Below are 14,118 nucleotides of genomic sequence, written 5' to 3'. Positions count from 1 at the left end.
AGTTTTACTTGACCACTTCATGCCACCACAAAACCAATCAATACTGACCTATTTATTGCTCGCGAAGGCTGAAGAGTCTCGTGGTAATGCCAGTGCTGCAAAAGAGCTCTACATCAAAGCGACTCAAGGCAACTCTTCGCTTAAAGCAATACAACTGGCCTCACCTCTCTTCTTCGACAGTAACCTCGAGCCCCTTCTAAAAGAGCTCGAATAAAACACTCACCGTTATCGATCATTTCTTGGTTGATAACACTCGGTTTTGGAGGAAATCAAGCTCTGTATCAGATAGAAACTGTGCCTCAACCAATCGCTCACTAGGTTCAGTGCTCAATAGGCGTTGTTCTTTGTTTAGCTGTCGATCCAACAAGATGTGACAAACCTCTAAAGTTAAACCAAAGGCCAATGCAACGTACAAATAGCTTTTGTCCACATGTAACCCATACCCTTCAACCAGTAGCAACCCGCCCAACAAAATCAGAAACAGCAACGCCAATAGCTTTAAGCCAGGGTAAGTCGTAATTGTTATTTGAATTTTCTCGGCAACCACTAACATGATGATGGCCGATATAACGATCGCCGCAATAATAATCTCTACGTCATGCACCAATGCAACGGCAGTAATTACAGAGTCGAACGAAAACACCGCATCAATTGCGATAATCTGCAACACGATCATAGTGACACTGGTTTCGATTGCGCCTTTCTGTTTCTTCTCTTTAACCAGTAGCCAACTCAAGAGCTCTTTAAAGCTCTTAATCAGTAAGAAGCCACCACCAAAAATTAAGATTAAATCTTTGCCCGATAGCCCTTTATCAAAAACCGAGACCAGAGGCTCAGTTAACGACATAAGCCAGGTAACAGAGAACACCAGTCCAATACGAGAGAGCACAGCTAAGCCGATGCCAAGATTACGAATACGACTTCTGAGCCTTACAGGTAGCTTCTCGACCAAAATGGAGATGAAGATAATATTGTCGACACCGAGAATAACCTCAAGTAGCAATAGAGCGCTAAATGACGCGAGATAATCAACGTACATGACAACCTCTTCTTCTGGTGATGTTCAACCAAGCCATCGAAGCCAAAGGCTCAACCATTAACCAAAAAAGTATGAGTTGAGCAATAAATAGAGTCAGCATTTCTATGAAGGCTCCACATTGTTGCGAGCACCTAAAATGCCATCTAAATAGCCTTGCTTTCTTAGCTTCATAAAGCAGAACACAGCCAGTTTTAAAGTAATCAGTATCATCAGTAATCGAACTAAGTAGTTAATGGCCGGCCATTCTACAAATTGGCCAAACCACTTCATCACCAAAGCGTCACCTATAGATAAAAAGGATATAACAAAAATATAAGGTTATTAAAATTAGCCAGTTACATGGACAACACGGCCAATCAGGCTCTATTTTCACCATTAGGAATTGCAGAAAGAGTAAGGAGAATAAAAAGGTAATGGTTTGATGATGTATTGAAAGGCTGAGCCCTGAATAATGACGCTTCAATTATTCAGAGGTCCTTATGCCAAGTTATATCGATATTATTTTTACGACGTTGAAGCAGTATGATTTGTTGCTCGCCCTGCTGTTCATTTTCATCTACTGGTTACTCAAACACTCGACTGAAAAGGCCATCATCACCTTAGCGCAAAAGAAGACCGTCGACGCAACGCGTACCGCGTTTATCAATCGCTGTTTTAGCATTATTTACTTTGGGTTCTTATTTGCGACGTATTTGATTGTCAGTGGCATCGGTTACGGCAACTTTTCGATTTTTATCTCTTCGGTATTCACCGTAATAGGCGTTGGCTTTATTGCTCAGTGGTCAATTTTAAGCAACATCACCGCCAGCTTTCTGATCTTCTTTGTGTTTCCTTATCGCATTGGAGACTCAATCATTGTGTCGGATGGCGACGGCATTGAAGGAACGATATTGGACATAAAGATGTTTCACACTCTTATCCGACACCCTGAGGGAAACCTCATTACTTACCCTAACTCGCTATTGCTGCAAAAAAGCGTCACTAAAGTCTCTAGCAAGAATTTGAAATATGCGGCATCAACGCCCAAGAGAACGGTGAAAGATGAAGGTGTTGATATCGAAAATATTATTGACGTTAACGCGTGAGGTGATCAGGGATAAGGATAAGGATAAGGATTTTACCGCGGTTATTCCCAAGCAGAGAAGAGAGTAACCGCGTATTTCATTAGTATTGCCTTGCTAGAAGCCCTTTTTATAAGGACTAGGTCTTAGCAGATTAGGCGTTAACGCCCGTTGCTTTGAAGTCAGGGTTCACAGCGGTTAGCTTCTTAACCACGTAATTTAGAAGCACACCGTACATTGGCACAAACAGGCCTAAGCTGATGATAAGCTTGAATCCGTAGTCGACCAACGCAATTTCAGTCCAGTGCTCAGCCATGAATGGATCTGGGCTTTGGTAGAAAGCAATCGCAAAGAACGCAATCGTATCGATAGCATTACCGAATAGCGTTGAACACGTTGGGGCTACCCACCACTGTTTAAGCTGACGCAGACGGTTGAAAACATGCACATCTAAGATCTGGCCAAGCAGATAAGCCATGAAACTTGCCGCAGCGATACGTGCAACAAACAAGTTAAACTCACCTAGCTGGCTAAAGCCTTGGAATGAACCTTCAAAGAACACCACAGACAATAAATAAGAAACGGCCAGTGCAGGCAACATCACTAAGAAAATGATTTTACGAGCAAGCTGCGCGCCAAAGATGCGTACGGTCAGATCGGTCGCTAAGAAGATAAATGGGAATGTGAAAGCACCCCAAGTGGTGTGCATACCGAAGACGGTAAAAGGGAGCTGAACCAAATAATTGCTTGATGCAATAATGATCAAATGGAACAAAACTAATAGTGCTAGGGCTTTGCGCTGTTGCGCAGGGGTAAAGTTACTCATGCTGTACCTTTTTAGTTTGGTTTGGGGGTGAGGGAACCCAAATCAAGTCATTTCTTCGAATAAACTAAGAAAGCTCTTACCAATAATGTGAATTAAAAATGTTTCTATAATTTGCTCTATTGAGCGGCGGGCGATTATACATTAATCAATATTAGCTGCAACGGTGAGAACAGACGCAATCGTTTCTCCTCACTTTTATTGGTGAATCGCGTTAGAAACCTAGTTTTAAAAGCCAGGTTTAAAAGCTACGTTTTAGATGCGATGCTAAAAGTTAAAAACCGCGCTTAAAAAGGGTCGCGAGATAATCAAATTCTTCTCGGCTTTCTTCCGCGTTTAACGATTCAAACCAGATTGACTCACTGTAATGTTCAGACTTTAAGAACATTCGACAGTCTTCAAAATCAATCAACCAAGAGTGCATGTCAGCGTCCCATTGTTTTTCAACCACAGAAGCGGACAGCAATGCCACCAGCTTTTCACCTAACACTTCGTAAGAATCAAAATCAAAACTTGGAGACGTAATCAATAAACGTCCTTCTTCAGCCAAATACTCTCTTAAGCCAAATTCTGTTGGTGTTGTCATGTCCCTATCAACCTTATTCTTTTTCTATGAGCTAATCGTTTTTACAAGCTAAACACTTCTGAAAACTAGCAATCAGCCAATTAGCCGTGTGTGGTGATGTGTTCTTGAATCAAATCTAAGAATGGATCAGCGTACTTATCGAGTTTACGCTGACCAACACCATTGACTGCCAGCATCTCGCCATAAGATGTGGGTAGGATTTCGGCCATATCAATCAGAGTCGCATCACTGAATACCACATAAGGTGGCAAACCATCTTCATCAGCGATTGATTTACGTAGCTTACGCAGTTTGGCAAACAGCTTCTTATCGTAGTTCTTGCTACTTAGCTTATCGGACTTAGCATTACGAACTGCAGTATCTAAACGAGGTACAGCCAACTCCAAAGACATCTCACCGCGCAATAACGGGCGGGCTTCTTCGGTTAACTGCAAAGTCGAGTTACGAGTGATGTTCTGGAACAACAAGCCCTTGTGAATTAACTGACGGAAGATACTGATCCAGTAATCATGGCTGTGGTCGCGGCCGATACCGTAAGTAGACAACTTATCGTGACCATTATCGCGCACACGGATGTTCTGCATGCCACGCATCACCTCGACCACGTAGCCCATACCAAACGACTGATTAACGCGGTACACACAAGACAACGCTTTCTGCGCCTCTTGGGTCGCATCAAAGTGTTTTGGTGGATCTAGGCAGATATCGCAGTTGCCGCATTGTTTCTCGCGATACTCGCCAAAGTAGTTAAGCAGAACCTGACGACGACAGGTTTGAGCTTCGGCAAAGGCGCTCATCGCGTTCAGCTTATGCATCTCAACTTGTTTTTGCGGACCTTCTTCTTTCTCATCCAGCATACGGCGCAGCCAACCCATATCAGCAGGGTCAAACAACATCATTGCTTCCGCTGGTAAGCCATCACGACCCGCACGGCCTGTCTCTTGATAATAAGATTCGATATTGCGTGGAATATCAAAGTGCACCACAAAGCGTACATTGGGTTTGTTGATGCCCATACCAAATGCCACCGTCGCCACAACAATCTGTATGTCATCACGTTGGAAGGCTTCTTGAACGTAAGCACGTTCGTCGGTGTCCATGCCGGCATGGTAACCCGCAGCACGAATACCGTTGTTGCACAGTTTCTCGGTCACCATTTCCACTTTCTTACGGCTACCACAATAGATGATGCCGCAATTGCCTTTCTGTGTTTCTAGGTAGCGAACCACCTGAGACACGGGCTTGTGCTTCTCAACCAGGTTGTAGCGAATATTAGGGCGATCGAAGCTGCCTAAGTACGTATGCGGCTCCACCAGCTGCAAACGCGAGATAATATCTTTGCGCGTTGCATCATCGGCAGTAGCTGTAAGCGCCATATAAGGCACATGTGGGAAATACTGTTTAAGCTGACCTAGCAAAGCATATTCAGGACGGAAATCATGTCCCCACTGAGAGATACAGTGCGCCTCATCCACCGCAATCATCGAAAGCGGCAAGCCTTGCAAGCGCTCGATGAAGTCACGCATCAACACACGCTCTGGCGAAGCATAAACCATCTTCAATTGGCCTGAGTTCATGCGGTTGAACACGCTCAACAATTGATCGCGTGGCATCGATGAGTTGATGCACTCAGCCGCCACACCATTGGCTTTCAGTTGGTCCACCTGGTCTTTCATCAACGAAATGAGTGGTGAGATAACCAAAGTCAGCCCATCACGCACTAAAGCAGGGATCTGGTAACACAGAGACTTACCACCACCGGTTGGCATAATCACCAAGCTGTCTTTGCCTTCAACGGCTAGGTCTATGACCTCTTGCTGACCATCACGAAAGCTTTGATAACCAAAGACATCTTGTAAGATATCTTGCGCATCATTCGCGGGAGTTGGTGTTTGCTCAGCAATCAGAGTGGCGGTCATTGTGGTTCCTAATCAAGGTATAAAGTCAGCGTGCAGCATTGGCAAGCAAGGCGCACATTGTAGAGGGGAACGCTGGCGAATTAAACCGCAAATTGTTAGGTGAAAAGGGTTAACGCTCCTATACTGACCAACTCTCTTTATAAATCTTATTAATAAGCACTCAGTGCTAGAGAAAGTTACATGACACAAGACGAACAACAACGTACGCGACAGGGAATTTTGCTTGCCGTTGCCGCTTACACCATGTGGGGAATCGCTCCCATATATTTCAAATCTTTAAGTGAAGTATCCCCATTTGAGATTCTTAGCCACCGTGTAGTATGGTCTTTTTTCCTACTCGCTTTTCTACTGCACATGAGTCGTGGCTGGCGTAAGGTTCGAGACACCCTCACCTCCAAGCCAAAAATGCTTTATTTAGTCGCCACTTCGACTTTAGTGGGCGCCAACTGGCTTATTTTCATTTGGGCGGTGAACTCCAATCACATGCTCGATGCCAGCTTAGGCTATTACATCAACCCGCTGATTAACGTGTTGCTCGGGATGTTCTTCCTTGGCGAACGCTTACGCAAGCTTCAATGGTTTGCCGTTAGCCTTGCTGCAATTGGCGTGATAATTCAATTGATCGCGTTTGGCTCTGTGCCGATCGTTGCCATTGCCCTAGCCTTCAGCTTTGGTTTCTATGGTTTGTTACGCAAAAAGGTTAGCTTGGAAGCTCAAACTGGCTTATTTATTGAGACACTGGTGATGCTGCCTATCGCCGCAACGTACTTGTTATTTATCGCAGACAGCGCAACGTCAGATTTCTCGATGAACCCAATGCAGCTCAATCTATTACTGGTTGCAGCCGGTGTGATCACCACGGTTCCATTGCTTTGTTTTACTGGCGCGGCAACCCGTTTGAAGCTATCGACACTCGGCTTCTTCCAGTACATCGGTCCAAGCTTGATGTTCTTGCTCGCGGTTCTTATTTACGGTGAAGCGTTTACCAGCGACAAAGCAATTACCTTCGCCTTTATCTGGGGTGCCTTGGTGGTATTTAGCTTTGACGGCCTGCGTAACAACAAAAAGAACAAACGAGCGAAACAGTAACACTGATCGTTTTTTACAAGACAATTTCTAGATACGAATATAAGCTTGGTTGAATTGATGATAATTTGACCAAGCTTTTTTATGCCATGGATAAAGTCCACTACTACTCGACACCTAGCCAAGATATCAGCCTGATCCAAGCTCAATACCAAGAGTTTGCCTTTCAGCGCCACTATCATTTGGACTTCCACATCGGCCTAATCACTCAGGGTCAGCAAAAGTTTATCTATAAAGGGACGAGCTACCACGCTGGCGCAGGACAAGTAGTGATGATGCCACCCGATGAGTTGCATGATGGTCACTCAAAGCTAGAATCTGGCTATCAAGTCAGTGTGTTTGCTGTCTCCCCACAATGGCTGGGCGATCTTGCCGATCACGGTAAAAATGGTCACGCTTTGAGCTTTTCCGAGTTGATCCTCTCCGATCAAGCGACTTTTTTACAATTGCGTAACCTACACGGACTACTCATCAACCCAGACATCAGTCAACTCGCTCAAGATTGCCTACCATTCGAAGGTTTTTCGACGATTGTTGATCGTTACGCGCAATTTGGATCGAAAACAGAGGTACAGCTTGGTACCCAATCGATGTATACGCTCAAAGACTATTTGATGGCAAACCTCGACCAACCGGTACGACTCGAACAGCTGTCTGAACTGTGCGATCTCACCACCACTCAGTTTCAACGCCACTTTAAGAACAAGATGGGCATTACGCCTTATGCTTGGTTGAGTCGTTTACGAATGGAGCAAGGTATGCGACTGATTAAATCAGGCATTGGCGGGACAGAGGTGGCTCATCAAGTTGGGTTTTACGATCAAGCCCATTTCTCGAAGGCATTTAAGACCGCATTTGGCGTTTCTCCGTCGAAAATTAACTAGATGTTGATAATTTACAATTGGCTGGTTTGAAATCGCGGTAAGCTGCGCTCAACAACACAATCAAACAGAACAACCGAGTTACTGGAACAGATATGAATGAAGTCACCATCTTAGTCACCCTTGCTTCTATCCACTTTATCGCCTTGATGAGCCCAGGCCCTGACTTTGCGCTCGTCGTACAAAATGCAACACGTCACGGACGCCAGACCGGCTTGTATATTGCGCTTGGTTTATCTTGCGGGATCTTGCTGCACTCACTACTCAGCTTGACGGGCATCAGTTACCTCGTCCACCAGCAACCGACTCTATTTGCGATTATGCAGTTGGCAGGCGGCAGCTACTTGTTGTACCTCGGTTTTGGTGCATTAAAAGCCACGTGGCAGATCATCCAACATCATGACGATGACTCAGAGGTCGTTAACTCAAAGGATCTGATTCTCACCAACAAACGTGATGCATTTTCTAAAGGGTTTATGACCAATATTCTCAACCCTAAGGCTTTAGTGTTCTTTGTTAGTTTAATGTCGAGCTTAGTCCCTGCTGATATGTCGCTGTCAGGCAAAGGCTTTGCCCTGATCATCCTATTTGGCCTGTCACTCTTTTGGTTCTCACTGTTGGCGTGGATGCTTTCAACCAAAGCACTACAGAAAAAACTGCATGAAGCGACCGTTTACATCGATGCTTTGTGTGGCGCGGTATTCACCATTATCGGCTTAAGTATTCTTTGGCAGTCGTTGTCTGGTTTAATCGCTTAAATTCGAATCAAGATTACAATTCGTTAACAACGCACTGGCTATCTTATCTTTCCACTGCCAATCTAGCTCTGCATATTAAAAGGAGAAGATCATGCAGTGGAAAACAAAACTAACAACCCTCGCCACTTCTACCCTACTTTTTGCCTCTCACGTCAGTTGGGCAAATCAAGCTGCCGATTCCGTCGCACCCGAACAAAGTAGTGGTTTAGAAACCAAACAACTCGTTAAAGCCAATGATTGGATGGTCACCGCAGCCAACCCATTAGCAACACAAGCTGGTGCTGATGTGCTTGCTCGTGGTGGTAACGCCATTGATGCCATGGTTGCCGTACAGCTTATGCTTGGCTTAGTTGAACCTCAGTCATCAGGTATTGGTGGTGGCGCGTTCCTTGTTTATTTTGATGGCAAGGACAAGCAACTCAAAACCTACGATGGTCGCGAAACTGCGCCACTTGACGCCACACCACGTCTGTTCCAAGACGAAAACGGCCAACCGCTTAAGTTTTATGACGCCGTTGTTGGCGGTCGCTCCGTTGCGACACCAGGCACGGTGCAATTACTGTGGGATACTCACCAAAAATACGGCAAGTTAGAGTGGGCATCACTGATCAAGCCCATTGCTCAACTGGCTGAAAAAGGTTTTACCATCAGCCCACGTTTAGCCACCTTGATCGAAAATGACCAAGAACGCCTAAGCCGCTTTGCCACTACCAAAGCCTACTTCTTTAATGCCGATGGCAGCCCGAAAACCGCAGGTACTCAACTTAAGAACCCAGAATACGCGGCCACGTTAAACGCTATCTCAAAGGATGGCGCTAAAGCTTTCTATCAAAGCGAAATTTCTGCTGACATTATCGACACAGTGCAAACTGCCAAAGGTAACCCTGGCGTATTGGCGCAGAAAGACTTCGACGCTTATTCAATTAAACAACGTGAGCCAGTTTGTTCTGCTTATGAGAGCTATCAAGTATGTGGAATGGGACCACCGAGTTCAGGCGCATTAACCGTTGGGCAGATCTTAGCGATGACCGAGCAGTTTGATCTTAAATCATGGGGGCCAAACGACGCAAAATCTTGGCAAGTGTTAGCAGACGCTTCCCGTCTAGCCTTTGCTGACCGTGGTATGTACATGGCAGACCAAGATTACGTGCCAATGCCAACCCAAGGGTTAGTGAATACTGACTATTTGCAGGAACGTGCTCAGTTAATTACCGCAGGCAAGGCACTAGAAAGCGCGCCATCGGGCACCCCACCGTGGGATCATGCAATGCAAAGAAGCCAAGATGTTTCGATTGAATTGCCATCCACCAGCCACTTCAATATTGTTGATAGCGATGGCAATGTCGTATCGATGACCACCACCATTGAGAATGCCTTGGCTCACGCTTGATGGTGAGAGGTTTCCTACTCAACAACGAACTGACGGATTTCTCATTCAAGACCCATAACGATGGCAAACCTATCGCCAACCGACTTGAACCGGGCAAGCGTCCACGTTCTTCAATGGCACCGACCATCATCATGCAAGACGATAAACCTTACATGGCGATTGGTTCTCCAGGTGGCAGCCGTATCATCGGTTATGTAGCACAAGCGATCATTGCGCATACCCAATGGGACATGGATATTCAACAAGCCATCAATCAACCACACTTCCTAAACCGCTTCGGTACCTTAGATTTGGAAAAAGGAACATCAGCGGAAAACTTCAAACCTGAGTTAGAAAAGATGGGATTTGAGGTCAACGTTCGCGATCTTAACTCTGGTTTACACGCGATTCGCATCACCAAAGATGGTTTAGAAGGCGCTGCAGACCCTCGTCGTGAAGGTGCAGCCATTGGTCAGTAGGGAATAATCCTCCCTTTTTACTCGCTGCCTTGTGCGAGATCTCTCACAAGGCAGTGAGTAAATATCGATATTTGATGACGAAATTAGTCACCCACATGTCGTAACCAATTGAAATAAAAAGATACGTACATTTATCATTCAAATAATTATATAGAAATTCGCTTATGCACCATTGCTGATAAATAAGGAATCGGTAATATGAATGGTGTCGGAAGGATGCTGACACGGAACAGGAAACGCCAAGGACTTGGTTATCTTCAGGATGAAGATTCGATTACTCAGGATGAATAATCGGCATGGATAGCGAAATGGACATTGAATGGACGCAATAGTAACTAGGATGGTTGCTACTAAGGAAAGACAATGGACACCTCTGGACGAGGAAAGGACTGAACATCAGGATGATGTAAAGGACACCGCTCAAGGAACAAGTGACGCGCGCTAACGAGGATTGTTGGCAGATCAGGATAAGATCAAGGACACCGCTAGGAAGGCGACGAAAGGAATACGCTGAAGGATAACAGCACACTATCATGGATTTGATGCATGGAGCACACTTAGTAGCCGGATTGCTGCGAGTAAGACTATAGACCCCGATGAGCGCAAGCTCTCGGGGTTTTTCTTTATCTGTCGTCCCACCCTTTCTTCCCCTAAAACAAATAAATCAAAGACCTTTGATTACAATTCTGACATTTAAACCATTCACTTCTTAACCGCTTCCGAGTAACGTAAGTCTTACTAGGCTCAACTAGTTTCATAACCATAATTAAATTAAGGACAAATTCATGTCACACGTTACCTTCAAAGGCGCTGCTGTACCGCTAACTGGCACATTCCCACAAACTGGCGAACAGGCACCAAACTTTGCACTGACTGCAGGCGATCTTTCTGAACTGACTCTTGCTTCTCTTGAAGGCAAGAAAGTAGTTCTAAACATCTTCCCAAGCATCGATACAGCAACTTGTGCGACGAGCGTACGTACGTTCAACGCAAAAGCGGCAGAGCTTGAGAACACGGTTGTTGTTTGTATTTCTGCTGATCTACCGTTTGCTGCGGGTCGCTTCTGCGAACTAGAAGGCATTGAGGGCGTTCAACACGCTTCAACTTTCCGCTCTCCTGCGTTCGCATCAGACTACGGCGTGGCGATTGCTGAAGGCCCACTAGCAAGCCTAACAACACGTGCAGTTGTCGTTGTTGATGAAAAAGGTGTGGTAACACACAGCGAGCTAGTTGCAGAGATCACTGAAGAACCAAACTACGAAGCGGCACTTGCAGCACTGTAAGAGCCCCTCTAGTCAGTAATCTATTGTGATCGCTTAAAGCGGTACGCAATAAAAAAAGAGCAGCCATTGGCTGCTCTTTTTTTTCAATAATGAACGGTTATTAAATGCTGAAGAAATAGATTAAAGCTGCTCTAAACGAGCGTAAGCCGTTACTAACCACTTAATCCCTTCACCGTTAAACGCGACTTGAACTCTACTCTGAGGACCACTTCCCTCAAAGTTGATGATAGTGCCTTCACCAAACTTAGGGTGCTTCACGCGAGAACCCAAGCTAAAGCCTGTTTCGTTAAAGTTCTCTTTCACGGCGGTTTGGCTAAAGCGACCACTACTTGCAGGACGGCTCACTTGCGCTTTCATACGCACTTCATCCAGACAGGTCTCTGGTAGCTCACGAATAAAACGAGATGGCTTGTGATACTTGTCTTGACCGTACAAACGACGCATCTCAGCGTAAGTGATGTAGAGCTTCTCCATCGCACGGGTCATGCCTACATAACACAGGCGACGTTCTTCTTCTAAACGCCCCGCTTCTTCTGCCGACATCTGACTTGGGAACATACCCTCTTCAACGCCAACCATGAATACCATTGGGAACTCTAGGCCTTTGGCACTGTGCAGAGTCATGAGCTGAACCGCATCATCAAACTCATCAGCCTGACCTTCACCCGCTTCCAAAGCTGCATGAGTTAAGAACGCCGTTAGCATGCTCATTTCATCTGCTTCTTCTGGTTTTTCAAACTGACGCGTTGCCGTTACCAATTCTTCCAAGTTCTCAATTCGAGCCTTCGATTTCTCGCCTTTCTCTTGCTCGTACATCGCAAACAAGCCCGACGATTTGATCACGTGGTCGGTTTGCTCATGAAGTCTCAGTTCTATGGTGTCATCTTCAAGTGCATTGATAAGCTCAATAAAGCGGCTCAAAGCACCTGCAGCACGGCCCGGTAACACTTGTTCTTCTATCAGAGCAACACTGGCTTCCCACATGGTTGCACCACGCTCACGTGCTGCAAGACGAATCGTTTCTAAGGTTTTATCACCCAAGCCACGCGTTGGCGTATTGACGACACGTTCAAACGCCGCATCATTGCTGCGGTTACTCATTAAACGCAGGTAGCTCAAGGCATCTCTGATTTCCTGACGCTCGAAGAATCGCATGCCGCCGTAGATTCGGTAAGGTAAACCACCTTGAATCAAAGCTTCTTCAAGAACACGAGACTGGGCATTATTACGATAAAGCATTGCAGTATCTTCTAGCGCACCGCCTTTCTCTTGCCACTCTTTGATTTTGCTGACCGTGAAGCGCGCTTCATCTAACTCGTTATAAGCCGAGTAAACAGAGATTGGCTCGCCATCGTTGCCATCGGTCCACAATTCTTTACCCATACGCTCGGTGTTGTTCGAGATAAGCTCGTTCGACGCCTGCAGAATGGTTTTGGTTGAACGGTAGTTTTGTTCAAGCCGAACCGTTGAAGCGCCTGGGAATTCATCCAAGAACTTCTGAATATTTTCAATTTTAGCACCACGCCAGCCATAGATAGATTGGTCATCATCACCCACGATCATCACACGACAATCCGGGCCTGCCATCATACGTAGCCAAGCGTATTGGATGTTGTTGGTATCTTGAAATTCGTCGACAAGAATGTGCTTAAAGCGAGCTTGGTAGTGTTCGCGGATGTGTTTCTTATCGCGCAATAGTTCATGTGATCTCAACAAGATCTCAGCAAAGTCGACCAAGCCAGCACGATCACATGCCTCTTGGTAAGCAGAGTAAATCTTTAACCACGTTTGAGTTATTGGATCATGGTAGGCGTCAATGTGATTTGGGCGCAGCCCTTCGTCTTTTTTGCCATTGATCCACCAAGAAGCTTGCTTGGCTGGCCACTGCTTTTCATCAAGGTTTTGCGCCTTGATTAAGCGACGTAGTAAACGAATCTGATCATCTGAGTCAATGATCTGGAAATCTTCTGGCAGTTTTGCATCTAGGTAGTGAGCACGAAGGATGCGGTGACAGATACCGTGGAAGGTGCCGTTCCACATGCCTGACGAGCTGCCCATCATCAACTCTTCAATACGACCACGCATCTCTGCTGCCGCTTTGTTGGTGAAGGTAACCGACATGATAGAGAACGGTGATGCTTGCTCTACGCTTTGTAACCAAGCGATACGATGCACCAACACTCGCGTTTTACCACTGCCAGCACCTGCCAGAATAAGTAGGTTTTCTAAAGGTGCTGCGACCGCCTCACGTTGTTTGTCGTTTAGGCCATCGAGTAAAAGCGAAGGATCTATCATTGGATATGCTCACTACTGGGTATTTATACATAAAAGTCGATTATAACCTAAACACTAGGCTGCGTTTAGGATAATAAGAAGAAAAAACAATCAAAAATTAACATCATAAAATCAGTAACTTAAAAGATAACTCATCATTAATATTGATATTTCTTATAATGCCGTGAAATTATTTCCTGGTTCTTCCTATCCTTTTTAGTAAGCAAGTTAACAATTCATTAACCTGCGATATAAAAATACTATTAAGTCCTAGAGGGAATGACTATGAAAAATTCTAATCTTGCTGTTACAGCTGCAATCACAAGTGTACTAGCGTTCGGCGGTGCAGTTCTTACATCAGCACCTGCGGAAGCAGCAGCAAAAGAAAAATGCTACGGCGTGGCAAAAGCTGGCCAAAATGATTGTGCAACTAAAACAAGTTCATGTGCGGGTACAGCAAAAGAAGACAACCAATCCGATGCATTCGTGGTCGTTCCTAAAGGACTGTGTGGCAAATTATCAGGTGGTGACACTCAATCATCATAATTGAGCTGCTTAGT

12 protein-coding genes and 2 pseudogenes are annotated in these 14,118 nt (G+C 45.4%); 8 read left to right on the top strand and 6 right to left on the bottom strand.

Translation table 11 applies throughout. From position 1 onward, the window contains the following. Window positions 1-214: pseudogene (locus BCT49_RS11295) on the top strand (winged helix-turn-helix domain-containing protein); the annotation flags it as partial. Between the two features lie 18 nt (window positions 215-232). Here BCT49_RS11295 and BCT49_RS11290 read toward each other — a convergent pair. Together BCT49_RS11290 and BCT49_RS25680 are read right to left on the bottom strand one after the other, a co-directional pair. After that, window positions 233-1,039 carry a TerC family protein gene (locus BCT49_RS11290; protein ID WP_241908062.1) on the bottom strand — a complete coding sequence of 269 codons (807 nt, stop codon included), beginning with the start codon at window positions 1,037-1,039 and terminating at the stop codon, window positions 233-235. 102 nt (window positions 1,040-1,141) lie between these two features. Continuing rightward, window positions 1,142-1,312 carry a hypothetical protein gene (locus BCT49_RS25680; protein ID WP_157938610.1) on the bottom strand — a complete coding sequence of 57 codons (171 nt, stop codon included), beginning with the start codon at window positions 1,310-1,312 and terminating at the stop codon, window positions 1,142-1,144. 206 nt (window positions 1,313-1,518) lie between these two features. Between BCT49_RS25680 and BCT49_RS11285 the strand changes: the two genes are divergently transcribed. Continuing rightward, window positions 1,519-2,124, top strand: a complete 606-nt coding sequence (locus BCT49_RS11285) for a mechanosensitive ion channel domain-containing protein (RefSeq protein WP_102435289.1) — start codon at window positions 1,519-1,521, stop codon at window positions 2,122-2,124. A gap of 130 nt (window positions 2,125-2,254) precedes the next feature. Here BCT49_RS11285 and BCT49_RS11280 read toward each other — a convergent pair whose 3' ends face one another. The 3 genes from BCT49_RS11280 to recQ form a co-directional block, all read right to left on the bottom strand. Continuing rightward, window positions 2,255-2,926 carry a 7-cyano-7-deazaguanine/7-aminomethyl-7-deazaguanine transporter gene (locus BCT49_RS11280; RefSeq protein WP_102435288.1) on the bottom strand — a complete coding sequence of 224 codons (672 nt, stop codon included), beginning with the start codon at window positions 2,924-2,926 and terminating at the stop codon, window positions 2,255-2,257. A gap of 271 nt (window positions 2,927-3,197) precedes the next feature. Next, window positions 3,198-3,509 carry a DUF3630 family protein gene (locus tag BCT49_RS11275; protein WP_009848192.1) on the bottom strand — a complete coding sequence of 104 codons (312 nt, stop codon included), beginning with the start codon at window positions 3,507-3,509 and terminating at the stop codon, window positions 3,198-3,200. An 80-nt stretch (window positions 3,510-3,589) separates the two neighbouring features. Beyond that, complete coding sequence (gene recQ, locus BCT49_RS11270; RefSeq protein WP_009848191.1) at window positions 3,590-5,428, bottom strand: ATP-dependent DNA helicase RecQ; 1,839 nt, start codon at window positions 5,426-5,428, stop codon at window positions 3,590-3,592. Between the two features lie 180 nt (window positions 5,429-5,608). Between recQ and rarD the strand changes: the two genes are divergently transcribed. From rarD to tpx, 5 genes and pseudogenes are all read left to right on the top strand, one after another. Continuing rightward, window positions 5,609-6,517: an EamA family transporter RarD gene (gene rarD, locus BCT49_RS11265; protein WP_102435287.1), complete on the top strand. Its 909-nt coding sequence runs from the start codon at window positions 5,609-5,611 to the stop codon at window positions 6,515-6,517. An 86-nt stretch (window positions 6,518-6,603) separates the two neighbouring features. Beyond that, the gene (locus BCT49_RS11260; protein WP_102435286.1) at window positions 6,604-7,398 is read left to right on the top strand and encodes a helix-turn-helix transcriptional regulator; all 795 of its coding nucleotides are present in this window, start codon (window positions 6,604-6,606) and stop codon (window positions 7,396-7,398) included. Between the two features lie 92 nt (window positions 7,399-7,490). After that, window positions 7,491-8,153, top strand: a complete 663-nt coding sequence (locus tag BCT49_RS11255) for a LysE family translocator (RefSeq protein ID WP_017107389.1) — start codon at window positions 7,491-7,493, stop codon at window positions 8,151-8,153. Window positions 8,154-8,244: 91 nt separating this feature from the next. After that, window positions 8,245-10,001: pseudogene (gene ggt, locus BCT49_RS11250) on the top strand (gamma-glutamyltransferase). A 785-nt stretch (window positions 10,002-10,786) separates the two neighbouring features. Next, window positions 10,787-11,284, top strand: a complete 498-nt coding sequence (gene tpx / locus BCT49_RS11240) for a thiol peroxidase (protein WP_102435285.1) — start codon at window positions 10,787-10,789, stop codon at window positions 11,282-11,284. A 120-nt stretch (window positions 11,285-11,404) separates the two neighbouring features. On the opposite strand, the gene uvrD is transcribed toward tpx, so the two are convergent. Further along, window positions 11,405-13,579, bottom strand: a complete 2,175-nt coding sequence (uvrD, locus tag BCT49_RS11235; protein ID WP_102435284.1) for a DNA helicase II — start codon at window positions 13,577-13,579, stop codon at window positions 11,405-11,407. A gap of 264 nt (window positions 13,580-13,843) precedes the next feature. Between uvrD and BCT49_RS11230 the strand changes: the two genes are divergently transcribed. Next, window positions 13,844-14,104, top strand: a complete 261-nt coding sequence (locus BCT49_RS11230) for a BufA1 family periplasmic bufferin-type metallophore (protein WP_016783738.1) — start codon at window positions 13,844-13,846, stop codon at window positions 14,102-14,104. Window positions 14,105-14,118: the final 14 nt, after the last annotated feature.

The sequence above is a fragment of the Vibrio lentus genome (genome assembly GCF_002875945.1).
GTDB classification, from domain to species: Bacteria; Pseudomonadota; Gammaproteobacteria; order Enterobacterales; family Vibrionaceae; genus Vibrio; species Vibrio apostichopi.
The sequence above is the reverse complement of the archived record's forward strand: the minus strand, read 5'-3'. Positions and strand labels throughout refer to the sequence as shown.